The organism is Nonomuraea sp. NEAU-A123, from assembly GCF_018603905.1.
GTDB lineage: Bacteria > Actinomycetota > Actinomycetes > Streptosporangiales > Streptosporangiaceae > Nonomuraea.
In genome coordinates this window covers 1-22,954 of record NZ_JAHFZZ010000032.1, presented here as the reverse complement: position 1 = coordinate 22,954, position 22,954 = coordinate 1, and the positions used below count along the sequence as shown (strand labels likewise).

Here is a 22,954-nt window from a genome sequence, read left to right as displayed (position 1 = left end):
GTGACGTTAACAGGACGGTGTAATCTTAACAAGAGAACGGTGTTTCGTTATCTTGCTCGTATGCTTGGCTCGAAGATGACACGATCGGCGTTCGTCCGGGCCAGGCGCCCGGAGCACAAGCAGCAGCGGCGCGAGGCGATCCTCGCCGCCGCGCGTCAGCTTGCCATCGAGGTCGGGGTCCGCAACGTCAGTTTGGGCGGGGTCGCGTCGGCGGTCGGGCTGGCGAAGTCCAACGTGGTGCGATATTTCGGGACCCGGGAGGAGATCTACCTCGAACTCGTCGTCGAGGAGTGGCTCGACTGGTCGGACGAGGTCGTCGCCCGGCTCGCCACGGCCGCCTCGCCCGACGACGTGATCGCCGCGCTGGTCGACACATTGACCGAGCGGCCGCTCTTCTGCGACCTGCTGGGCCACGTCTCGATCACGCTGGAGCACAACATCTCGGTCTCGGCGGCCCGCGTCTTCAAGCGCGCTGTGATCAGTACGGTCGACGACCTCGGGGCGCGCGTCGCCCTGGCCTACCCCGGCCTGACCACCGGCGAGGGGGTCGAGCTGGCCGGGGCGGCCGCCGCGCTGGCGGGCATGCTCTTCCCGATGGCGAACCCGCCGCCCGCCTTGCGGGAGCTCTACGCCCAGGACCCTGACATCGCGGCCCGCTGTCTGCCGTTCCAGCCCACGATGAAGCGCATGCTCGCCGCCCTCGCCGCCGGACTGCCCGCCCAGCGCTGACCGCGCCGGGCTGCCCGCTTTCGACCGGCGGTCACCCTTCGGCCGGTCAGGGGGTGGCGAGGGCCTCGGTCGGGGAGAGACGGGAGGCGCGGACCGCCGGGTAGAGGCCGGCGACGGCGCCGATGGCCAGGGTCGCCGCGAGCCCGCCCGCGGTCGCCCACCCCGGGATCACCGCGGGCCAGCCCTGGTACAACGCGTACCCCATCGTGACCCCGGTCCCGATGAGCACCCCGCCCGCCCCGCCGAGCGCCGAGAGCAGCAGCGACTCGGCGAGGAACTGCGTACGGATCTGCCCGCGGGTCGCGCCGAGCGAGCGGCGCAGGCCGATCTCCGAGCGTCGTTCCAGCACCGAGATGACCATGGTGTTGGCCACCCCGACGCCGCCGACGAGCAGCGCGACCGCGCCGACGCCCAGCAGCAGTCCGGTGAACGCCTGGCTGGTCGCCTGCTTGGCGGCCAGCGCGTCGGACGGGCGCGAGACGTCGACCTCGTTGGGCGCCTCCGGATTGGCCGTGCCCGCCAGCACCGAGCGGACCGTCTCCAGGCTGGCCTCCTCCGTGCGGGTGTACAGGGTCGTCGGGTACCCGTCGAAGTCCAGCTCGGCCTCCGCGACGGGCCAGCCGACCAGCACCGCGCTGTCCAGCTCGTCGGCGAGCGGCACCGGGTCGAGTATGCCGACGACCGTGAACCGCTTGCCGCCCACGACCACCTGCGTGTCCGGCCCCGCCGCGCCCACCCCGAGCCGCTGGGCCGTGTTCGACCCGAGCACCGCGGCCGGGTACCGCTCGGTGGCCGCGTTTAGCCAGGTGCCGCTGCGCAGCGTCGCGCCCACCGTGGCGGGCAGGTCGAGCCGGGCGGCGTAGGTGTTGATGCCGTTGGTCTGCGCCTTGGGCACCTCCTCCGACCGGTAGACCTTGGCGTCGCCGATCTTCCCGGCCGCCGAGACGGCCTGGACCGGCCCGATCCGCTCGATCATCGCCTCCGCCTCGACCGGCATCTTGGCCGGCTCGCCCATCAGCGTCTGGCCGGAGGAGACGGTGAGCAGGTTGGTGCCGAGAGCCGAGAGCGTACGGTCGAGCTCGGCGCCCGATGAGGACGAGATGCCGACCACGCCGATCATCGCCGCGATGCCGATGGCGATGCCGAGCGCGGACAGGAACGCCCGCAGCGGGCGGGTCCGCAGGCCGACGGCGCCGACCCGCAGCACGTCGCCCGGCTTCATCCTGGCGGGAGTCAGCTTCGGCAGTCTCGCGTGCTCGATGACGGCTGCCATCAGGCCACCTTCTCTTCGGCCGCGGAGTCGGAGACGATCTGGCCGTCGCGCATCCGTACCTGCCGGGGCAGGCTCGCGGCGATCTCCCTGTCATGCGTGATGATCACGATGGTGGTGCCGGCCGCGTTCAGATCGTGCAGCAGGTCCATCACCCCGGTGCCCGAGACGGAGTCCAGCGCGCCGGTCGGCTCGTCGGCCAGGAGCAGCGGGGGATCTCCCGCCACCGCCCTGGCGATGGCCACGCGCTGCCGCTCGCCGCCGGACAGCTCGTGCGGCTCGTGGTCGAGGCGGTGGCCGAGCCCGACCCGCTCCAGCGCGGCCGCGGCTCGCCGTCGCCGCTCGGATCGCCCGATACCGGTGTAGACGAGGCCGTCGGCCACGTTGTCGACCGCCGGGACCTTGGCGGCGAGGTGGAAGTGCTGGAAGACGAAGCCGATGCGGGTCGCCCGCAGCGCGGAGAGCTGGCCGTCCGACAGTTTCGCCACGTCGTACCCGTCGATGCGGACGGTTCCGGAGGTCGGGCGGTCGAGCGTGCCGACGACGTTGAGCATCGTCGACTTGCCCGAGCCCGACGGGCCGACGATGGCGACGAGCTCGCCGCGCTCGATCTCCAGGGACACCTTGTCCAGCGCGGTGACCCCGCCGGGATAGGAGCGGGTGACGTCCGACAAGGAGATCATCGGGGCATCCCGACGCTCATGCCCTCGGCGAGGCCGTCGCCGGAGATCTCGACCCGGCCCCCGGAGAACAGACCAGTCTTCACGCCGACATAGCGGGACTTGCCGCCTTCGACGACCTCCACGCCGTACCCGCCTTCCTGGAGCGCCACGAGTGCGGCGATCGGGACGGTCAGCACGTTCTTGCGCTTCGAAGCCGTGAAGGTCACGTCCACCGCGGCCTTGTCGAGGCCCTTGGCCGCCTTCTGCGTGCCGAGGGAGACGAGCGCCTCGACCCGCGTCTCGGGGTCCGCGCCCTGCCCCTCGCCCGGCTCGATGATGGTGGCGACCTCGGTGACCTTGCCGGACACGGTCTTGCCGCCGGGCAGCGTGACCGACGCCTTGGCGCCCTCCTTCGCCACCCGCTGGTCCTCCGTCTCCAGCTTGACGGTGATCACCTTGTCGGTGCCGGTGTAGGAGAGCACCTTCTGGCCGGGCGCGGTGGGCTGGCCGGCCTCGGCCTCCAGGCTGTCCACGCGTACCTTGCCGGGGGCGAAGACGACCCGGCCGAGCTCGACGACGCCCGTCTCGTCAAGGTTGCGGTCCTCCTGCCACTCTCGGACCGCGTCGGCGGTGGAGTCGGTGTACTCGTCGTCCACGGTGAAGCCGTCGTAGCCGAGGGCCTTGAGGTTGCGTTCGAGCTGCTCGACGTCCCTGCCTTCGGTGCCGATCCGCAGGTCGCGGTAGGCGGGCGTCTTGCCGTACATCAGCACCACCGGCTTGGTGTCGAGCCGGTACAGGGACTTGCCCCTGGCGATCGTGTCGCCGCTGTCCGGCAGCCAGGTGACCGTGCCCGGCTTCCTGCTCACCGCCGTGGTGGTCGGGCCGTAGCCGAGATCGCCGTCGGCCTCCAGCGTGTCGAGCAGCGTCTGCCTGGTCACCGTGGTGGTGGCGGGCGGCAGTGCGCTGACCGTCTTGCCCGCCGCCCGGTCGCCGCCCAGGAGGCCCAGGCCGTTCACGGCCACGCCGGCCGTACCGATGACGGCGACCGCGACGAGCAGGCCCGCGACCCGCTTGCCGCGACCGCGGCGGCGGCGCGGGCGATCCCCGCCCGCTTCCACCTTGTCGTCCAGAGTGGCCGTGCCCATCAGGAGCCGCCCTGGCCCATCTGGGGCAGGAACTCCTTGGAGCACTTGTCCTGCGCGGCCTTGAAGTCCGGGTCGTCGCCGGCCTCACCGGTCATGCGCAGCGCGCCGCCGTCAGGGTCGGGGAAGGCCTCGACGCCGTTGTCCCGCATGCACTGCGAGAACTTGCGCATCTGCTCGGCCATCTTGGGGTCCACCTTCCCGCCCGGTCCGCCGCCGGTCGGCGCGTACTGCTTGCAGGCCTCCTGCGCCTTCTGCGCCGTCTCCGGGGAGATGCTCTTGTCCATCTTGAGCATGACCCCCTTGCCGGGCTCGGGGTCGTCCATGGGGACGCCGTTCTCGCGCATGCACTGGGCGAACTTGAGCCCCTTCGCCTGCGGGTCCACGCTGGCCGAGGCGCTGGCGGCGGCGGCCGGTTTGCCGCTGCTCAGGGAGGCCACGTTGTCGCCGCCTCCCTCGTCCGCGCCGCACCCGGTCAGGGCAAGGGCCAGTGCCAGCGGGATGGCCGCCAGGATGCCTCGTCGCATGTTCTTCTCCTCCTACGGTGGCCGGTCCGTTTCGCCGGCCATGCGAGACGAATGCAATCGGGCGGCGCGTTTCTCCGGCGTTTCCACCGGTGCTAACGGCGAACAAACAAGGCACCCGGCACGATCACTCCTGTACATGACAGAAGAGACAGGGGCCGCGATGCGCGTGTTGGTGGTCGAGGACGAGCGCATGCTCGCCGACGCGATAGCCGAGTGGCTGCGTGAGGAGACACACGCGGTCGACACCGCGCACGACGGGGAAGCGGCGCTGCAGCGGCTCGCGGTCAACGACTACGACGTGGTCGTCCTGGACCGTGACCTGCCGCGCGTGCACGGTGACGACGTCTGCAGGGAACTGGTCGAGTCCGAGTCGACCGCGCGGGTGCTGATGCTCACCGCCGCCGCCGAGATCGGCGACCGGGTGACCGGGCTCTCCCTCGGCGCCGACGACTACCTGTCCAAGCCGTTCGCCTTCCCCGAGCTCGCGGCCCGCGTCCTGGCGCTCGGGCGGCGCTCGCGCCCCGCCGCGCCGCCGGTGCTGCGGCGGGCGGGGATCACCCTCGATCCCGCGCGGCGGGAGGTGTTCAGGAACGGCAGGTACGTGCCGCTGTCGAAGAAGGAGTTCGCCGTGCTGGCCGAGCTGCTGCTCGCCAACGGCGGCGTGGTGTCCGCCGAGCACCTGCTGGAGAAGGCGTGGGACGAGCACGCCGACCCGTTCACCAGCGCGGTGCGCCTGACCATACTCAAGCTGCGCCGCAAGCTCGGCGAGCCGCCGGTCGTGGAGACCGTGCCGGGAGTGGGGTACCAGATCCCATGACCACCCCCACACTCCGCAGCAGGCTCACCCTCGTGTACGGCACGCTGTTCTTCGTCGCGGGACTGGCGCTGCTCGGTGTCACGTACTTCCTGTTCAACCAGCAGCTCGAGCAGAAGAGGGTGTCCACCTTAATCATCAAAGGCGTGGGACCCGTCCCGCTGGACGGTGAAAAGGCCATGGATTGGATGAGGCAGCAGGAGAGCCTGGTGCGCGGCGCCGCGACCACCTCGCTGCTCACCCAGGGCGCGATCGCGCTGGCCGTGGTCGGCTGCGCGGCGGCAGGGGTGGGGTGGGTGGTCGCCGGACGGGTGCTCACCCCGCTCCGCCAGGTGACCGAGACCGCGCGGCGGATCGCGGCCGCGCCGGTCGCCGAGCGCGGCCTGCACGAGCGCATCGCCCTGAACGGCCCGGCGGACGAGGTGAAGGAGCTCGCCGACACCTTCGACACCATGGTCGAACGGCTCGACCACTCCTTCGATGGGCAACGCAGGTTCGTCGCCAACGCCTCGCACGAGCTGCGCACCCCGCTGACGCTGAACCGGGCGCTGGTCGAGCTGGCCATGCACCGCCGTACGGCCTCGCCCGACGTCAAGCAGCTCGGCGAGAGCCTGCTGGAGATCAACGCCCGGCACGAGCGGCTCATCTCCGGGCTGTTGCTCCTGGCCCGCGCCGAGCACGAGATCGGTGACCGGTCGCCGGTGGATCTGGCCGACGTGGTCTGCCATGTGGTCGCGCAGACCGCCGTCGAGGCCGCGGAATCGAAGGTCACTCTTCAGGAGGCGGCCGGATCCGCGCCGACCAGCGGGGACGCGATGCTGCTCGAACGGCTGGTGCACAACCTGGTCGAGAACGGGATCCGGCACAACATCGACGACGGCACCGGCTGGGTGCGGGCCGTCAGCCGCATCGCGCACGACGGCCGCGTCGAGGTGGAGGTCAGCAACACCGGGGCCCCCGTGCCGCCGTACGAGATCCCGGCGCTGTTCCAGCCCTTCCGCCGGCTCGGGCCCGAGCGCGTGGTCACGGCCAAGAGCGCGGGACTGGGGCTGTCCATCGTGCGGTCGATCGCGCTCGCGCACGGTGGCGACGTCTGGGCCCGTCCCCGGGAGGGCGGCGGCCTGGTCGTGACGGCCACCCTCCCGCGCCAGGACTTGACCCCCTACTGAGCCGTTTTGGCCTCTGTCCTGGGCGCGGCGGCCCGCTGTCAGAGGCGGGGGCCGAAGCCTTGGGCGGCGAGCCAGGTGGCGCAGAGGCCCGGCCAGGCGGACGCGGCCGGCTCATCCTGGGCGAGGCCGAGCCCGTGCCCGCCCTCGGGAAAGACATGCAGCTCGTACGGCGTGCCGACGCGAGCGAGGGCGGCGGCGAACAGCAGGCTGTTCTCGGCCGGGACCCCCTTGTCGGCCGCGGTGTGCCAGAGGAACGTCGGCGGCGTCTCGGCCGTCACGTTGAGGTGCGCGGACAGGGCCGTCGCCTGCTCCTCGGTGCCGTCGGAGCCGAGCAACTGGAGGCGAGACCCGGAGTGCACGCGCGACCCGGTGAGGTCGATGACCGGGTACCCGAGGATGACGGCGTCGGAGCGGTCCCCCTCCTTCGAGGTGGCGAGGGTGGCGGCGAGGTGGCCGCCCGCGGAGAACCCCATGACGGCGACCCGCTCGGCCCCCCGCTCCCGGACGACGCGCACCGCCTGGCGCAGGTCGTACAGCGGAGCCGGATGCAGCGGCTCGCGTCCCGGCTCGTTCCCGGCCACCCGGTATCGGAGCACGTAGGCGTCGATGCCCAGCGTGACCAGCCAGCGGGCGATGTCCGCGCCCTCGTGCCCGGCCAGCCCGGCGTAACCGCCGCCGGGACACACCACCACCGCACCCGTGGCCGGGCCGTTCGCGGCGTACAGCGTCAAGCTCGGCGACTCGGCGGTGGCCGGGCCGGGAGGGGTCTCCGGCCAGAGGGGAACATCGATCATGCCTGGGGACTCTACTCGCCGGAAAGGTTAGGAAACTTTCCTAAGGAGGTTGACTGCGGCCCGTCAGGCTCGTTGTATGAGCGGTCATGACCCCCCGTATCATCGCGACCGCCGCACTCGTCGCATCCCTGGCCCTACCGCTGCCCGCGGCCGCCGCCCCGGCGACCTTCACCCACCCCGGAGTCCTGCTCGGCCGGGGCCAGCTCGACTTCATGCGTACCAAGGTCAACGCGGGTACGCAGCCGTGGAAGTCGGCCTACGACCAGATGATGGGCCACTCGCTGGCCTCGCTCACCCGCGCGGCCAAGCCCCGCGCCGTCGTCGAGTGCGGCCCCTACTCCAACCCCAACAACGGCTGCACCGACGAGCGTCAGGACGCGCTCGCCGCGTACACGATGGCTCTGGCCTGGTACGTCACCAGGGACGGCAAGTACGCCCAGAAGGCCATCGAGATCATGGACGCCTGGTCCGCGGTGATCAAGGACCACACGAACAGCAACGCGCCCCTGCAGACGGGCTGGGCCGGCTCGGTCTGGCCACGGGCCGCCGAGATCATCCGCTACACGTACACGAGCTGGCCAAACGTCAACCGGTTCGCCACGATGCTGCGCACGGTCTACCTGCCGAAGGTCATCAACGGCTCCAACAGCAACGGCAACTGGGAGCTGAGCATGATGGAGGCGGCCGTCGGCATCTCCGTCTTCCTGGAGGACCGGACGAGCTATGACAAGGCGATCGCCAAGTTCCGCGGCCGGGTGCCGGCCTACGTCTACCTCAGCGCGGACGGCGCGCTGCCCAAGGCCGCGCCCGGCAGCGGCCTCGACACCCGCGACGAGATCGTCAACTACTGGCAGGGGCAGACGACCTTCGTCGACGGCCTCACCCAGGAGACCTGCCGCGACTTCACCCACACCGGCTACGGGATCTCGGCCATCTCCCACGTCGCCGAGACCACCAAGATCCAGGGCGAGAACCTTTACCCGGAGGTCGGCGAGCGGCTCAGGTACGCGCTCGGCTTCCAGTCGAAGTACCAGCTCGGCGCGGCCGTGCCCGCGTGGTTGTGCGGCGGCACCCTGACCCTGGGCCTCGGCCCGATCACCGAGGTCGGCTTCAACGAGCTGCACAACCGCCAGGGCATCCCGATGACGAACACCCAGACGCTCACCGAGCGGCAGCGTCCCGCGGGCACCAACCAGCTCTTCGTCGCCTGGGAGACCCTCACCCACGCGGGTGATTAAGCCTTTCCTTAGGTGAGCGTTGACAACGCCGCCGAGCAGGAGTCGGCTGAGGGCCCACGACGAGCGAGGGGGTGTCCGGATGCAGGTTCCAGCGCCGTTGGAGTACGAGCGCGCCACCAGCGTCGACCACGCCATCGGGCTGCTGGAACGACTCGGCGGCTCAGCGCGGCTCATCGCGGGTGGCCACAGCCTGCTCCCGATGATGAAGTTACGGCTCGCCACCCCTGAATACCTGATCGACATCAATGACCTGCACGCCGAGCTCGGCTACATCAGGGTCGAGCCCGGCCAGGTCCGTATCGGCGCGATGACCAGGCACCGCGAGCTGCTGGAGTCGGCCGAGCTGGCCACGACGTTCCCGATCTTCGGTGACGCCGAGCGGGTCATCGCCGACCCGGTCGTCCGCAACCGGGGCACGCTGGGCGGCTCGCTCTGCCAGGCCGACCCGTCGGAGGACCTGTCGGCGGTGTGCACCACTTTGGGCGCGAGCTGCGTGATCCGCAACCGCGAGGGCGAACGGGTGGTGAGCATGGAGGAGTTCTACCGGGGTCCGTACGAGACCGCGGTCGAGGACGCCGAGATGCTGGTCGAGATCCGCATCCCGATCCGGCCCAACGGGTCCAGCGCGTACGAGAAGGTCGAGCGGCGCGCCGGCGACTGGGCGATCGTGTCGGCGGGCGCGGCCGTGTGGCTGGACGACGGCGTGATCTCCGACGCCCGCGTCGGGCTCGCCGCGGTCGGCCCGAACACGACGGGCATGCCCGCCGTCTCCGACGCCCTGCGCGGCAGCGAACCGTCCGAGGCGGTCTACGAGCAGGCCGGGGAGCTGGCCGCACAGTACTGCGACCCGGTCACGGACATGCGCGGCAGCGCCCTGTACAAGCGCCACCTCGCCAAGGAGCTCACCAGGAGGGCCCTGCGCCGCTCCGTCGCCCGGCTCAGGGAAGGGGTCTGACGTGCGCGTATCGATGATCGTGAACGGCGAGGAGGTCACCAGGGAGATCGAGGGGCGCCTGCTCCTGATCCACTTCCTGCGTGACCACCTCGCGCTGACCGGCACCCACTGGGGCTGCGACACCAGCAACTGCGGCACCTGCGTCGTCTGGCTCGACGGCGAGCCGGTCAAGTCGTGCACCGTGCTCGCGGCCATGGCCGGCGGCCACGAGGTGCGTACGGTCGAAGATCTCGAACAGGACGGCAAGCTCGACCCCGTCCAGCAGGGCTTCATGGAGTGCCACGGCCTGCAGTGCGGGTTCTGCACCCCGGGGATGATGATGACGGCCAGGGCGCTGCTCGACCGCAACCCCGACCCCTCCGAGGGCGAGATCCGCGAGGCGATCTCCGGGCAGATCTGCCGCTGCACCGGCTACGCCACCATCGTCCGCTCGGTGCGCTGGGCCGCCGCCCAGGAGGCGACATCGTGACCAGCACCGAACACCGGCCCGCCGGATTCGTCGACAACGACCAGAAGCCGCTCGGCCACGGCCGGATGCTGCGCAAGGAGGACCCGCGCTTCATCCGCGGCCGGGGCCGCTACGTCGACGACGTGCAGCTCCCCGCGATGCTGCACCTGGCGATTTTGCGCTCTCCCGTCGCGCACGCGCGGATCGTGAGCATCGACGTCAGCGCGGCGCAGGCGCACCCGAAGGTCAAGGCGGTCGTCACCGGCGCCGACCTGGCCGCCCAGGGCCTGGCCTGGATGCCCACGCTCTCCAACGACGTACAGGCCGTCCTGGCCACGGACAAGGTCCGGTTCCAGGGCCAGGAGGTCGCGTTCGTGGTGGCCGAGGACCGCTACTCCGCCCGCGACGCCCTGGAGCTGATCGACGTCGAGTACGACGTGCTCGACCCGGTGATCGACGCCCGCAAGGCGCTCGACCCCGGCGCGCCGGTCATCCGCACCGACCTCGACGGCAAGACCGACAACCACTGCTTCGACTGGGAGACGGGTGACGCGGCGGAGACGGACGCGGTGTTCGCCACGGCCGACGTCGTGGTGAGCCAGGACATCGTCTACCCGCGCGTACACCCCGCGCCGATGGAGACCTGCGGCTGCGTGGCCGACTTCGACCGAGTCGAGAGCAGGCTGACCCTGTGGTCGACGACCCAGGCGCCGCACGCTCACCGCACGCTGTACGCGCTGGTCGCCGGGCTGCCCGAGCACAAGATCCGGATCATCTCGCCCGACCTCGGCGGCGGCTTCGGGGGCAAGGTCCCGATCTATCCCGGCTACGTCTGCTCGATCGTCGCCTCCATCGTGACCGGCAAGCCGGTGAAGTGGATGGAGGACCGCGCCGAGAACCTCACCAGCACCGGCTTCGCCCGCGACTACATCATGCGCGGCGAGATCGCGGCGACCCGCGAGGGCAAGATCCTGGCCATCCGCACGAACGTGCTGGCCGACCACGGCGCGTTCAACGGCGTCGCCGCGCCGACCAAGTATCCGGCCGGCTTCTTCGGCGTGTTCACCGGCAGCTACGACCTGAAGGCCGCCTACTGCAAGATGACCGCCGTCTTCACCAACAAGGCACCGGGCGGGGTCGCGTACGCCTGCTCCTTCCGCATCACCGAGGCGGTCTACCTGGTCGAGCGGATCGTCGACTGCCTGGCGTACGAGCTGGGGATGGACCCGATCGAGCTGCGGATGAAGAACTTCATCCAGCCCGAGCAGTTCCCCTACACGACCAAGACCGGCTGGGTGTACGACTCGGGTGACTACGAGCCCACCATGCGCAAGGCGATGGAGATCGCCGGGTACGAGGACCTGCGCAAGGAGCAGATCGAACGGCGGGCCCGCGGCGAGCTGATGGGCATCGGCGTCTCCTTCTTCACCGAGGCCGTCGGCGCGGGCCCGCGCAAGGACATGGACATCCTCGGCCTCGGCATGGCCGACGGCTGCGAGCTGCGCGTCCACCCGACGGGCAAGGCGGTGGTCCGGCTGTCGGTACAGAGCCAGGGACAGGGCCACGAGACCACGTTCGCGCAGATCGTGGCCGAGGAGATCGGCATCCCGCCCGCCGACATCGACGTGGTGCACGGCGACACGGACCAGACGCCGTTCGGCCTCGGAACGTACGGCAGCCGCTCGACCCCGGTGTCCGGCGCGGCGGCGGCGCTGGTCGCCCGCAAGGTACGCGACAAGGCGCGCATCATCGCCTCCGGCATGCTGGAGGTGTCGGTCGCGGACCTCGACTGGGAAAAGGGCGCCTTCCACGTCAAGGGCGATCCTGCCAAGTCCGTCACGATCCAGGACATCGCGCTCCGCGCGCACGGCGCCGGCGACCTGCCCGAAGGCATCGAGGGTGGGCTGGAGGCGCAGATCTGCTACAACCCCGAGAACCTCACCTACCCGCACGGCGCCTACATCTGCGTCGTCGACATCGACCCGGGCACCGCCCAGGTCAAGGTGCGGCGGTTCATCGCGGTGGACGACTGCGGCACCCGGATCAACCCGATGATCATCGAAGGTCAGATCCACGGCGGCCTCACCGACGGGGTCGGCATGGCGTTGATGGAGATGATCGCGTTCGACGAGGACGGCAACTGCCTCGGCGGCTCGCTCATGGACTACCTCATCCCGACCTCGCTGGAGGTGCCCGACTGGGAGACGGGCTTCACAGTGACCCCCTCACCGCATCACCCGATCGGCGCCAAGGGCGTCGGCGAATCGGCCACCGTCGGCTCCCCGCCCGCGATCGTCAACGCGGTCGTCGACGCGCTCAAGCCGTACGGCATCCGCCACGCCGACATGCCGCTCACCCCCTCGCGGGTGTGGGACGCCATGCGGGGCGTGCCAACGCCGCCGATCTGATCTCCTTTTGGAGCCGTACATGCCGCACACCAAACGCATGGAGGAACTGGTCGCCGAACGCGTCCCGTTCGTCCACGCGGTCGTCGTCCGGGCGCAGCTGCCTACGGCGGTCAGTCCGGGTGACGACGCCATCATCCTGCCCGACGGGTCCATCGAGGGGTTCGTCGGCGGGCAGTGCGCCGAGAGCTCGGTGCGTACGGCGGCGCTCGGGGCGCTGTCGGACGGGCGGACGGTGCTGCTGCGGGTGCTGCCGGAGGGCGGGCCGGGCTTTCCCGACTCGCCCGGCGCGCAGGTCGTGGTGAACCCCTGCCTGTCCGGGGGCGCACTGGAGATCTTCCTGCAGCCGCTGCTGCCGCCCCCCGTGCTCTGGATCGTCGGCACCTCACCGATCGCCACGGCCCTCGCCGCGCTGGCCGCGCACTTGGACTTCACCGTACGACTCGCGACGGCCTCACCCGGTGCCGCCGGTCCGGCAGGTGCGACCGTGGCCGTCGTGTGCAGTCACGGGCGCGGCGAGCAGGAGGCGATCCGGGCCGCGCTGGAGGCCGGTGTCGGCTATGTCGGACTGGTGGCCAGCCATCGGCGCGGGGCGGCGGTGCTGGCGGAGATGGAGCTGAGCGACGACGAGCGCCGCCGGGTCCACTCACCGGCCGGCCTCAAGATCGGGGCCCGCACGGCGCCGGAGATCGCGCTGTCGATCCTCGCCGAGATTGTGGCCGCCATCCGCACCGGCGGCCTTGGCAGGACTGTAGCCGCCCCCCGTACCGGTGACCTTGGCGAGATCGCAGCCGCTTCCCGTACCGGCGACCTCGCTGAGCGTCCGCGTCCGCGCGCCGAGGTCGCGGTCGATCCCGTGTGCGGGATGAACGTGACCGTGTCCGCCGAGACCCCGCACCTGGTCGCCGACGGCGAGGACGTGTGGTTCTGCGGCCCGGGATGCCGCGACCGCTTCGCGCGGGCTGGCGGGCGGTAAGGACGTGGTGGAAAGCGACGCACCCCAACCCGACCACACGGCGCCTCCCGCGCCGTCCGCTTTCGCGGGTGCTGACGACATCCGCCGACGTCTCGACGAGCTCGACTATCTGGTGGACGACGGTACGGCGGCGGCGCTGTTCTTCGCCCTCAGCCTCGGCCAGCCGCTGCTGCTGGAAGGCGAGCCCGGAGTCGGCAAGACCACGGCCGCCAAGGCCCTGGCCCGCGCCCTGGCCACCCCGCTGATCAGGCTCCAGTGCTACGAGGGCCTGACCGCCGGCGAGGCCCTCTACGAGTGGAACTACCAGCGCCAGATGCTGGCCATCCGCCTCGCGGAATCCCACCACGACAGGCTGAACGACGCCGACCTGTTCACCGAGGCATTCCTCCAGGAACGCCCGATCCTCCAGGCGATCAGGCACCGCGGGCCGCAGCCACCCGTACTCCTGATCGACGAGATCGACCGCGCGGACGACGAGTTCGAGGCGCTGCTGTTCGAGTTCCTCGGGGAAGCGGCGATCACCATCCCCGAGCTGGGCACCTTCACCGCCGAACGCCGCCCGGTCGTCATCCTGACCTCCAACCGCAGCCGCGACCTGCACGACGCGCTCCGCAGGCGCTGCCTGTACCACTGGATCGACTTCCCCGCCCCGGAGCGGGTGGCGGAGATCCTCCGGCGTACGGTCCCCGCCGCGAACGAGGCACTGATCCGCTCCGCCACCGACTTCGTCGGCCAGGTACGCCGCATCGACCTGGACAAGGCACCGGGCATGGCGGAGACGATCGACTGGGTCTCGGCTCTGTCTTCCCTGGGCGCGACACAGCTGGTCAGAGCGGATGTCGTACGAACGCTGAGCACCATCGCGAAGACGCTGGACGACCGCGACGCCATCACCGAGGCGCTCGACCGGCTGGGCTGTGGCCATAGGAGAGGCTCATGAAGATCGACAACGAGTTCACGGTCAGCGTGCCCATCGAACGGGCCTGGGAAGTGCTCACCGACCTGGAGGGCATCGCCCCATGCATGCCGGGCGCCCAGCTCACGGGCGTAGAGGGCGACGTCTACTCGGGCAAGGTACGGGTGAAGGTGGGGCCGGTCGTCTCCGAGTACGCCGGGACGGTCAGGTTTCTGGAGAAGGACGACGCGGCCCACCGGGCCGTCATCGACGCCAAGGGCCGCGACTCGCGCGGCGCGGGCAACGCCTCGGCGGCCATCACCGCCCACCTGCGCGCCGACGGGCCGCGCACGGTCGTCTCGGTGGACACGGACCTGAAGATCTCGGGCAAGGTCGCGCAGCTCGGCAGCGGCATGATCAAGGAAGTCTCCAACAAGCTGCTGGGCCAGTTCGTGAACTGCCTCGAAGCCAAACTCACCGCCGAACCGGAAACCCCCGCTCCCGCCGCCGCCCCTCCGACGGAGGCCGACGTCGCTGCTGACCCCGCCCCTGACGCCGCGCCCGCCTCCGATTCCGCGCCCGCCGCCACGCTCGCGTCCGCGCCAGGCCCAGGACCCGTGCCTGACCTCATTCCCGCCCCCAGCCCCGCCGCTTCCGCATCCTCGGCTGAGGCGGACGCGTCGGGCACGGAAGCGGGGCGGGACGTTCGGCCCGAGACCGACGATCGTCCGGTCCCTGATGCGCCGGTCCCTGACAAGCCGACCGCTGACACGACGACTGCCGAGACGCCGACCACCGAGACGCCGACCGCTGACACGACGACTGCCGAGACGCCGACCACCGAGACGCCGACCACCGAGACGCCGACCACCGAGACGCCGACCGCTGACGGGCCGACTGCCGAGATGCCGATCGCTGAGGTGCCGACCGTCGAAACGTCGACCGCCGAGGTGCCGGTCTCGCGGGTCATTACGCCCGACGTCGAGCCCGAGCCGCTGGACCTCCTGGGTGTCGCCGGCGGGGCCGTCTACAAGCGGCTGATACCCCTCGTGATCGGGATCGTCGTGGTCATCGTGGTCGTGGTCGTCATCTGGGCCGTTGTCTCTTAGGGAGGCACCAGCCCTGCTGGCGGGCGTCGACCGGGCGGCGTTCGCCGCGGCGCTGGCCGTACGGCTGAGGCGGCACGGTGTGTCCGTGGGCTTCACCGGCGTCGAGGACTTCACCCGCGCCCTCGCGCTCGCGCCCCCCGGCTCGCTGACGGAGCTGTACTGGGCCGCGCGCATCAGCCTGGTGCGGCGGCAGTCGGAGATCGAGCCCTTCGACGAGGTGTTCGCGGCCGTGTTCCACGCGGCGGGGCCCGCGTTCGACCCGCACGCCCGACGCCGGCCCCTCAGCCCGGCGAACGGTGCCGCCGACCAGGCGTTCGCACCCCTGCCGGCCGCTTCCCACGGCGGCGACGACCCGGGCGGGCTGCCCTGGATGACGTTGCCGACGGTGGTCGCGACTGCGGAGGGTTCGGACGGCCCGGCCGTGCCGGAGCGTCTGCCGAGCGACGCCGAGGGGCTGGCCGACGTACCGTTCGAGCAACTCGGCGACCGGGAGTGCGAGATGCTCGGCGCCTGGCTCGCGGCGACCGTGACCGCCTGGCCGGTACGCCGCAGCCGCAGGCTGGCGGTGTCGTCGCGGGGCCGCGCGATCGCGGTACGTGCCACGCTGGCGCGTGCCCGCCGCACCGGCTGGGAGCCGCTCCGGCTGGCCAGGCAGCGGCCCGTTGACCGGCCCCGGCGGGTGGTCATGCTCTGTGACGTCAGCCAGTCGATGCAGGCCCAGGCGTCGGCGTACCTCCATCTGATGCGGGTGCTCGCGGTGGTGGCGGACGCGGAGGTGTTCGCGTTCGCGACGACGTTGACCCGGCTGACGCCGGTGCTCGCGCACCGCTCGACGGCCGCCGCGATCGAGCTGGCCTCCGAGCGGGTGAGCGACCGGTTCGGGGGTACGCGGATCGCGACCAACGTACGGGCACTGCTGGCATCGCACCACGGCGCGAAGGTGCGGGGCGCCATCGTGCTCATCGGCTCCGACGGCTGGGACGCCGACCCACCGGCGGAACTGGCCACCGCGATGGCCCGGCTGCGCCGCCGAGCGCACCGGGTGATCTGGATGAACCCCCGAGCCGCCGCCCCCGGCTTCGAACCGCGCGTGGCCGGGATGGCGGCCGCCCTCCCGTACTGCGACCTGCTGCTACCCGCCGACACCTTCGGCTCGCTCCGCACCGTACTCACGGAGCTCGCCCACGCCTGACACGCTGGGGCCGACCTTCACGGCAGGCGCGACAGCGCGCCGGATCTTGCACCCTCCTGTCACGGGGGGCTGACCTTGTGGGCGCTCGCGCGCTGCCGCGCCGTCCGTCAGACACGGCGTAGGGTAAATGCGTCACCTTCCGGCACCTGGAGAGGTGAGTTGCCGCCGCCATGCCCGTCTGAGGGATAATCGCGCTTGCCGGTGGCCGTGCTCTTGCCGCTCATGCTCGTCAACCAGGGTGATCCAGACGAGACGCGCCTGTGAGTAGCGTCCTCTGCCCGTCTCCTCATAACCGTGTTCGGCCGGTCGCAGCACGAGGAACTCCCCGCCCTGACACACCCACTCATACGCACCACAGCACGAGGTTTCGCCGATGCGTACCCGCTGACACCTGGACGTGTCGAACCGCTCCCAGCTGATCACACGACTAGGCAGCCCACCAACCGTGAGGTCTGGCCACGCGGCTCCTTCCCGCCCGTCTTCGGGCACCCGCCCGGCCAGGCTCATGGACCGACCCCGAAGTTCACCTCTGACAGAACCTCAGCGATCACCGGCGACCACGGGTGACGTTCGAGCAATTCCCGGTACCGTTCGCTGACCAGTCGCGCCACCGACGACACCCCAGCAAACGGACATCCGGTGTAGACCCACCGCCCTGTCTTGGGATTAATCCGACCGGTCCACCAGATATAGCGCCACACGCCGTCAGCGCCGCACTCGACCCAAACGACCAGATCAACCCAGACCGACACCAGCGCCACGCCGTAGCCGCCATGTACGTCCGACGTGATCCCCTGCAATGCCAGCTCATCGCGCAACCGGTTCGCTACATGCAGCGCCGGACTCTCCGCAAGGTCGCCGCTCAAGTCGTTTGCCCTCCGAAGGGCCAGAATCGGCGGAACATCGCGCGCCACGCTGGTGACTTGTTCGCTACTTTGGCGAGGAATGCCTTGTTTCCCCCGTCCCTCATGAGACGGCTCATTGCTATGTCTGAGGCGCATGCAGGCAGGATTCACTGGATCATTTGGACAGCGCGCCGACACCCCTAGACATCTGAGGACATCTTCCGGTCAACTAGATTCCCTGGCCTGTCCTGTGACGAGAAAGTAGGGTCATGGTCAATGAACGCCTCCGCCGCACCATGCTTCGTGCTGGGCTGGACATCCAACAGCTCGCCGACATGGCCCAGGTCAGCGTAAAAAGCGTCGGTCGGTGGCTCCAAGGAACTTCCGTGCCTTATCCGAAAACTCGCTATCGGGTTGCTGCGATTCTTGAGGAAGACGAGTCTTATCTCTGGCCTGAGGCCGTCGATCAAGCTTCCCTGGTGGGGGCGGAACTCGTCGCTAGCTACCCACGCCGGAACGACGTGCCACGTCATCAGTGGACGGAAACGCTCCGGACGGCCAGCCGGAATATCGATCTGCTCGCGTTCGCCGGCTTGTTCCTGACCGAAGAACACCCTGACTGGATTCCAACGCTCATCGCCAAGGCGGAAGCTGGGGCCAGGGTTCGGCTGCTCCTCGGTGATCCACAGGGGAAGCAGTTGGTATCGCGCGATGCTGAACATCAGATCGGCGGAGGAGTCGCTGGTCGCGTAACGGCGGTACTGAGCTACTACACCGAGCGCATGCCCCTCAGCGTACATATCCGCCTTCACGACACTCCGCTCTACAACAGCATCTATCGTTTTGACGATGAGATGCTGGTCAATGTCCACGTGTACGGCATCCTCGCTGCGTACACGCCCACACTGCATCTCCGTCGGGTCGATGGGGCATGGTTCAACACGTATTTGGAATCCTTCGAGCGGGTATGGGCATCTGCTCGTCCACTAGAGCGAGGGGCCCCGGCGTGAAGAAGAAACGGCGTATCGACTACTGGCGCGACCCGGATGCGCCTAAGCCAACCAGCCGCAAGGCATCAGCAAGCGTGTTCGTCATCAACGATGACGGCCACCTCTTACTACTCCACCGCACCGACAACCACCTCTGGACCATTCCAACCGGTGCGGTAAAGAAGGGGGAGACCGTTTCCGAAGCCGGCGCTCGCGAATGCCTGGAAGAGACGGGCATAGAGGTTGAGGTCACGGGCCTGGTAGGAATCTTCTCAACACCGGATCACGTGATCGTCTATATGCACGGTGACAAGGTCGATGAGGTACGTCAGCCAATCAATGTCTGCCTACGTGCCCGCATGGTGGGTGGCGCTCTACAGCCCAATCCAAAAGAGTCCCGCGAGGTGTGTTGGGTAGATCCCTCTCAACTCGGCAGCTACGAGATCCAGCCAGCCATTCGGCGCCGCATCGACTGTGGCCTAGAACGCGTGGAGCCATACATCGACTAAGTGGACTAAGCTAAGAATCTGCCACGGAAGAGGGTCGCCCACGACCACTGCCCTGTTTTTGGATTAACCCGACCAGTCCATCAGACATAGCGCCACACGCCGTTACTGCCGCACTTCGGTTAAAAAGGCCGCAATCGGGTTGATGAACCTGCATTCCGACATACCAAGCCTTCAGGCGTACCGCTAGAACTGCTCTGACAAAGCGGAGGCGCATCGTGACGTCCCAGCCCCCTCTATCCGGCATCGTCCGGCAGCTCACGGACCTTGTGGCAACGGTCATCCGCGAGCTTCGCCCCCGGCTGATCCAAGCTGCGCTGTCGGGTGACCGGTCAGAGAGCCAGAACAGTCGACATGCCGACAACTTCCTGTCGGAGTACGACCTGTGGATGCACAGGCGCTATCGGGAACTTCTGACGCAGATCCTTCCTTCGTACGTCTATGCCTCCGAGGAGGCGGATCCTCAGGTCATCGGCGACGATCCGGACCCGGATCTGTGCGTCCTGGTCGATCCGCTCGACACGAGTGAGCTGGCGGTCCGGGCCTTGTACGGCTACACGCACGTTCTGGTCTACTCGCGGGGCCTCGCCCGTCCGATCGCGGCCGTAGTGGGCGACATCTTCCACCACCTCCAGATCTATACCGCCGCCCGCGACGAAGCCGGGCAAGAGCAAGCCTTCGTCATCACCCAGGACGGGGTGGCTCATCCCCTGCGCCTCAATTGGTCCGTTCAGCTGTCAGAGTCACTGATCACTAACTACTTCATGAAGCCTGCCGAGCGCTTCCTACCACTCGCCCAGCAGACTCGCCTGATCGAGCAGTTGAGCCAGCTCTCTCAAGACGGTGTGAGCAGAGGCAGGATCGGCGTTGACTTCGGCTCGATCGGACTGTGCCACGTCGCCGCAGGTTTCAGTGACGCGATGATCGAGTTCGCCAAAGGCTTCGCCACCTGGGATCTCGCCCCAGGGCACTACATCCTCCAGGCGGCCGGAGGGGTGGTCCTCGACCTCCAAGGCCATCCCATTCCGCTGGACTACAGGTTCGGCACCATGGACGACATCCGGAAAGCCATGGACCACCGACGCAAGTTTGTCGCCGCCTCCAGTCTGCCCCTCGCCCGAGACATCCTCTCCGCCATGACCCTCACCGGATGAGCATGCCGATGCGCCCCGCACCGTGCTCGCGCGAAGTAGAGCTCGCACGTGCCTGAGCTTGTTCTTACGCCACAATCCTGGGCGTATGCCCTGATCGGGACTTATGCCGCCTATCTGCGCATAGCGGATACGTTACGGCGTGTCGCCGTTACATAGTGCGGTCGCCGTCCCATCTTCGCAGGTGTCCCAAAATCCATCCCGAAACGCCTACCTGACCCGGCTCTGGGCGATCTGTCGCACTTCCGGCAGCTCTTCTATGAGTGTCTGAGCAGGCGGCGTGATGAGTTATTCGAACTGGTGGACGCGGTGTTATGCGCCAGTGGGCCGGTGATGTCGCTGGTGGACCGCCAAAGGCGACCCAGACCTTAAACAACAAGGTTAGAGGGTGTCTCTGAACTATCACCGTCAGAGCCGGGTCCTGTTTTCAAAGGCGGCGCAAACCATGCCGGCCGTATCGTTTCCCCTCCGCCTTGCCCCCGCGCCCAGCGGTTCCTTAGGGTTGGCGGGTGTCAGAGCCGAAATCTCCCCCGCCGCGGATCGGGTCCCCCGAGTGGGACCGGGAACTCGCGAACATTGGGCTGGATCGGCGAGGGGTCGACGCCGATGTGAATGCCGTGCTGGCGACCACGGACGCCCATAGCGAGTTCGACCCGCACGGGCTGAACCTCTTCGGGACCGATGCCGAGGTCGCCGCCGACTGGGTCCTTTTGCACCAGAGGTTCCCGTCCTATGGGATTTTGATGTACCTGCGAATGTGCTGGTCGTGTGGTGACCACGCGCTGCAGGACTGGATTGTGCGCCAATTCGCCGCGATGCTGATGTACGGTCCGGCCCCCGTGGCCGATTCGGTCGAGTACGGGCTGTGGGTCGACTACTTCGAATCGCCTGATGCATCGCAGGTCTTCACGGCGCTGACCCTTCAGTTGCCGCGGTCCCACTGGGATCGCCTGATCAGCGGCGCCGGTCCGGTGCCCTGGGACGCCAAGCATCAGGTGTTCCAGGAGGCGGCCGAGGTCCCGGCGCTGCATCCTGCGCTCGCAAGGGGCATCGCGGGTTCGTTCTATGACGTGTACGGCGACGTCGACGCCGTGGACGCGGCCCTGCTGCTCGATCGGCTCACGGTGGCGGACGAATCTTTGCTGGCGGCGCTGACCGAGGCCACCACACAGCCGCTGCGACTGCGGTCCGGATCGGCCGTGATCCTGGACGAGTCCGATGCGGGGTGGCCGCACCCGGGGAGCTTCCTGCTTCGCGCGGTGGTAGGCAGCTCGCGGATCCGGTGGGTGCGGCAGTCCGAACTGGTGGCCGACGACCGGGTGTACGGTCGGCTGGCGCACTGGGACTTCCCGTTCGAACCGACGAAGATCGCGCACCGCGTTGTGGCCGCGCCCGAGCCGGAGGGGCGGGTCGTGCTGTTCCGGGTCGAAGGGCCGCCTGAGCACGCTGAGCTGCTGGTGGACCGGGAACTCGAGGCATGGCCGCCGGGTCTGAGGGAGCATCTCGCACCCTGAGGGCCCCGAGCGTCACGGCGACACACCGTGACGCCAAAGCCACAATCCGCTATGCGCAGGTAGATGGCATAAGTCCCGATCAGGGCATACGCCCAGGATTGTGGTTTAAGGACAAGCTGAGTGCCCGTGAACAAACCGATCGTTAAGACGATTTGCGCCGCGGAGGGGACTACCTGCTGTGGGCGGCTTCGAGGTCGGACTGGTGGGCGACGGCCCAGAGGCCCAAGGCGCGTACCGGCTCCAAGAAAGAGCGGCCTAGGTCGGTGAGCGCGTAGTCGACACGCGGCGGGACCCTCGGATGGACCGTGCGGCTGATCAGACCGTCCTCTTCGAGGGCGCGCACCGTACGGGTGAGCATGCGGCGGCTGAGTCCCTCCACGGACCTGTCCAGCTCGTTGAAGCCGTGCGCGCCGCGCTCCAGGATCGACAGGATCACGACGCTCCACTTATCACCCACCCGACGCAGCACGCTGGTCGCGGGGCAGTTCTCGTGCTCAGCCACCGTGACAGGGACGGTGATGGTTGCAGTGGACATGAATGTGCCTTCTTTCGGACCTTTCGCCGGTTGGCCAAAGATCAGGGTACGCACATCGACCTCCAAGGAGGATTTATCGTGATCGTGGTTAGCGGAGCGTCCGGGCAGCTCGGACGCCTCACCATCGGGCACCTGCTCCAGCGGGTGGAGGCCGCCCGGGTCGTGGCGTTGTCCCGTACCCCTGATGCCGTCGCCGACCTCGGGGTGGCCACCCGGTACGCCGACTTCGACGATCCGGCCAGCCTGCCCGGCGCGCTGGAGGGCGCGGAGCGGCTGCTGATGATCAGCATGGGCTCGCTCACCGGGGCGCCTCGCGGGCACGTCAACGCCATCGAGGCGGCGGCCGAGGCGGGGGTGGGCCACGTGATCTACACGTCGTTCGCCAGGGCGGGCGAGCCGGGCCAGCCCCAGGCGCTCATCCAGAACCACGGGGAGACCGAGCGGCTGCTGGCCGAGTCAGGGCTGACGTTCACGGCGCTGCGGTTCAACCAGTGGCCGGAGATGTGGAACCTCGTCGGCCTGCCCGCCATCGCCGTCGCCACCGGGGTACTGCCCAGCAATTCGGGTGACGGCCGGGTGGGTCACATCACCCGCGATGACAGCGCCGCCGTCGCCGCGGCCGTGCTGGCCGAGGGCGGCTGCGAGGGGCAACTCCTCGAGGTCACAGGCCCGGAAGCGGTCACGGATGCGAACGTCGCCGACGCGCTCGCCCAGGTCACCGGCCGCCCGATCCGCTGCGAACAGGTCTCGGACACCGACCTGGCCGCAGCGCTGTCCGGACGTGGGCTCCCCGAGATGTACGTTCAGGGATGGACGGGCCTGGGGGCGTACAAGCGTGACGGCTGGTTCGACGTGACCACACACGCGGTCGAGCACCTCACCGGCCGCAAGCCCACCCCGATCGCCGACTACTTCGCCGCTCACCCCGAAGCCCTGCAGTTCCCGGCTCTTCGTTCACAGCAGTCAGCTTCTCGGCCGTAAACGACCGAGCTTGCAGCTCCTCACCGTCGCTGGCTTCGGCGGCGAGGTCCGCGTCAGGCAGCGTGACTCACTGCCCAGTCCGCCACACCGCGTGAGGCGATGTTGCGG

The 22,954-nt window shown here is 69.1% G+C and carries 23 protein-coding genes; 16 read left to right on the top strand and 7 right to left on the bottom strand.

The window, feature by feature from the left end; genetic code table 11:
• Nucleotides 1–75 precede the first annotated feature (75 nt).
• A complete protein-coding gene (locus tag KLK06_RS52590; RefSeq protein ID WP_214643411.1) occupies nucleotides 76–729 on the top strand; it encodes a TetR/AcrR family transcriptional regulator in 654 nt (217 codons plus the stop codon).
• A gap of 46 nt (nucleotides 730–775) precedes the next feature.
• On the opposite strand, the gene KLK06_RS52585 is transcribed toward KLK06_RS52590, so the two are convergent.
• Genes KLK06_RS52585 through KLK06_RS52570 form a run of 4 tightly spaced genes read right to left on the bottom strand, consistent with a single transcriptional unit; the run spans nucleotide 776 to nucleotide 4,330 of the window.
• The gene (locus KLK06_RS52585) at nucleotides 776–2,002 is read right to left on the bottom strand and encodes an ABC transporter permease (RefSeq protein WP_250907428.1); all 1,227 of its coding nucleotides are present in this window, start codon (nucleotides 2,000–2,002) and stop codon (nucleotides 776–778) included.
• On the bottom strand, nucleotides 2,002–2,682 hold the full coding sequence (locus KLK06_RS52580; protein ID WP_214643410.1) for an ABC transporter ATP-binding protein: 681 nt from the start codon (nucleotides 2,680–2,682) through the stop codon (nucleotides 2,002–2,004). Before KLK06_RS52580 ends, KLK06_RS52585 begins: the two co-directional genes overlap by 1 nt.
• Nucleotides 2,679–3,806 (bottom strand): peptidoglycan-binding protein, encoded by a 1,128-nt coding sequence (locus KLK06_RS52575; protein WP_214643409.1) that lies wholly within the window; start codon nucleotides 3,804–3,806, stop codon nucleotides 2,679–2,681. The genes KLK06_RS52580 and KLK06_RS52575 overlap by 4 nt, the downstream gene beginning before the upstream one ends.
• Nucleotides 3,806–4,330, bottom strand: coding sequence for a hypothetical protein (locus KLK06_RS52570; RefSeq protein WP_214643408.1), 525 nt, complete (start codon nucleotides 4,328–4,330; stop codon nucleotides 3,806–3,808). The genes KLK06_RS52575 and KLK06_RS52570 overlap by 1 nt, the downstream gene beginning before the upstream one ends.
• Before the next feature lie 160 nt (nucleotides 4,331–4,490).
• Between KLK06_RS52570 and KLK06_RS52565 the strand changes: the two genes are divergently transcribed.
• Together KLK06_RS52565 and KLK06_RS52560 are read left to right on the top strand one after the other, a co-directional pair.
• On the top strand, nucleotides 4,491–5,147 hold the full coding sequence (locus KLK06_RS52565) for a response regulator transcription factor (RefSeq protein ID WP_214643407.1): 657 nt from the start codon (nucleotides 4,491–4,493) through the stop codon (nucleotides 5,145–5,147).
• The gene (locus KLK06_RS52560; protein ID WP_214643406.1) at nucleotides 5,144–6,313 is read left to right on the top strand and encodes a HAMP domain-containing sensor histidine kinase; all 1,170 of its coding nucleotides are present in this window, start codon (nucleotides 5,144–5,146) and stop codon (nucleotides 6,311–6,313) included. The genes KLK06_RS52565 and KLK06_RS52560 overlap by 4 nt, the downstream gene beginning before the upstream one ends.
• 38 nt (nucleotides 6,314–6,351) lie before the next feature.
• Here KLK06_RS52560 and KLK06_RS52555 read toward each other — a convergent pair whose 3' ends face one another.
• On the bottom strand, nucleotides 6,352–7,107 hold the full coding sequence (locus tag KLK06_RS52555; RefSeq protein WP_214643405.1) for an alpha/beta hydrolase: 756 nt from the start codon (nucleotides 7,105–7,107) through the stop codon (nucleotides 6,352–6,354).
• Nucleotides 7,108–7,193: 86 nt separating this feature from the next.
• Here KLK06_RS52555 and KLK06_RS52550 point away from each other — a divergent pair, with 86 nt between their 5' ends.
• The 8 genes from KLK06_RS52550 (at nucleotide 7,194) to KLK06_RS52515 (ending at nucleotide 16,325) form a co-directional block, all read left to right on the top strand.
• Nucleotides 7,194–8,345, top strand: coding sequence for an alginate lyase family protein (locus KLK06_RS52550; protein WP_214643404.1), 1,152 nt, complete (start codon nucleotides 7,194–7,196; stop codon nucleotides 8,343–8,345).
• Between the two features lie 79 nt (nucleotides 8,346–8,424).
• Nucleotides 8,425–9,300: a xanthine dehydrogenase family protein subunit M gene (locus KLK06_RS52545; protein ID WP_214643403.1), complete on the top strand. Its 876-nt coding sequence runs from the start codon at nucleotides 8,425–8,427 to the stop codon at nucleotides 9,298–9,300.
• A gap of 1 nt (nucleotide 9,301) precedes the next feature.
• A complete protein-coding gene (locus tag KLK06_RS52540) occupies nucleotides 9,302–9,769 on the top strand; it encodes a 2Fe-2S iron-sulfur cluster-binding protein (RefSeq protein WP_308168871.1) in 468 nt (155 codons plus the stop codon).
• Nucleotides 9,766–12,156, top strand: a complete 2,391-nt coding sequence (locus KLK06_RS52535) for an aerobic carbon-monoxide dehydrogenase large subunit (protein ID WP_308168870.1) — start codon at nucleotides 9,766–9,768, stop codon at nucleotides 12,154–12,156. The genes KLK06_RS52540 and KLK06_RS52535 overlap by 4 nt, the downstream gene beginning before the upstream one ends.
• Before the next feature lie 19 nt (nucleotides 12,157–12,175).
• Nucleotides 12,176–13,129: an XdhC family protein gene (locus KLK06_RS52530; RefSeq protein ID WP_214643402.1), complete on the top strand. Its 954-nt coding sequence runs from the start codon at nucleotides 12,176–12,178 to the stop codon at nucleotides 13,127–13,129.
• 7 nt (nucleotides 13,130–13,136) lie between these two features.
• Nucleotides 13,137–14,069, top strand: coding sequence for a MoxR family ATPase (locus KLK06_RS52525; protein ID WP_214643401.1), 933 nt, complete (start codon nucleotides 13,137–13,139; stop codon nucleotides 14,067–14,069).
• On the top strand, nucleotides 14,066–15,133 hold the full coding sequence (locus KLK06_RS52520; protein ID WP_214643400.1) for an SRPBCC family protein: 1,068 nt from the start codon (nucleotides 14,066–14,068) through the stop codon (nucleotides 15,131–15,133). Before KLK06_RS52525 ends, KLK06_RS52520 begins: the two co-directional genes overlap by 4 nt.
• Nucleotides 15,123–16,325 carry a VWA domain-containing protein gene (locus KLK06_RS52515; protein ID WP_214643399.1) on the top strand — a complete coding sequence of 401 codons (1,203 nt, stop codon included), beginning with the start codon at nucleotides 15,123–15,125 and terminating at the stop codon, nucleotides 16,323–16,325. Before KLK06_RS52520 ends, KLK06_RS52515 begins: the two co-directional genes overlap by 11 nt.
• A gap of 503 nt (nucleotides 16,326–16,828) precedes the next feature.
• Here the strand turns inward: KLK06_RS52515 and KLK06_RS52510 are convergent.
• Nucleotides 16,829–17,239 (bottom strand): hypothetical protein, encoded by a 411-nt coding sequence (locus KLK06_RS52510; protein ID WP_214643398.1) that lies wholly within the window; start codon nucleotides 17,237–17,239, stop codon nucleotides 16,829–16,831.
• 200 nt (nucleotides 17,240–17,439) lie between these two features.
• Between KLK06_RS52510 and KLK06_RS52505 the strand changes: the two genes are divergently transcribed.
• The 4 genes from KLK06_RS52505 (at nucleotide 17,440) to KLK06_RS52490 (ending at nucleotide 21,330) form a co-directional block, all read left to right on the top strand.
• Nucleotides 17,440–18,180, top strand: a complete 741-nt coding sequence (locus tag KLK06_RS52505; protein ID WP_214643397.1) for a helix-turn-helix transcriptional regulator — start codon at nucleotides 17,440–17,442, stop codon at nucleotides 18,178–18,180.
• Nucleotides 18,177–18,668, top strand: a complete 492-nt coding sequence (locus KLK06_RS52500; RefSeq protein WP_308168869.1) for an NUDIX domain-containing protein — start codon at nucleotides 18,177–18,179, stop codon at nucleotides 18,666–18,668. Before KLK06_RS52505 ends, KLK06_RS52500 begins: the two co-directional genes overlap by 4 nt.
• Before the next feature lie 215 nt (nucleotides 18,669–18,883).
• Nucleotides 18,884–19,819: an inositol monophosphatase family protein gene (locus tag KLK06_RS52495; protein WP_308168868.1), complete on the top strand. Its 936-nt coding sequence runs from the start codon at nucleotides 18,884–18,886 to the stop codon at nucleotides 19,817–19,819.
• A 605-nt stretch (nucleotides 19,820–20,424) separates the two neighbouring features.
• A complete protein-coding gene (locus tag KLK06_RS52490) occupies nucleotides 20,425–21,330 on the top strand; it encodes a hypothetical protein (RefSeq protein WP_214643395.1) in 906 nt (301 codons plus the stop codon).
• A gap of 169 nt (nucleotides 21,331–21,499) precedes the next feature.
• On the opposite strand, the gene KLK06_RS52485 is transcribed toward KLK06_RS52490, so the two are convergent.
• A complete protein-coding gene (locus KLK06_RS52485) occupies nucleotides 21,500–21,865 on the bottom strand; it encodes a helix-turn-helix domain-containing protein (RefSeq protein ID WP_214643394.1) in 366 nt (121 codons plus the stop codon).
• Nucleotides 21,866–21,943: 78 nt separating this feature from the next.
• Here KLK06_RS52485 and KLK06_RS52480 point away from each other — a divergent pair, with 78 nt between their 5' ends.
• Nucleotides 21,944–22,846, top strand: a complete 903-nt coding sequence (locus KLK06_RS52480) for an NAD(P)H-binding protein (protein WP_214643393.1) — start codon at nucleotides 21,944–21,946, stop codon at nucleotides 22,844–22,846.
• The last annotated feature ends 108 nt before the right edge of the window (nucleotides 22,847–22,954 follow it).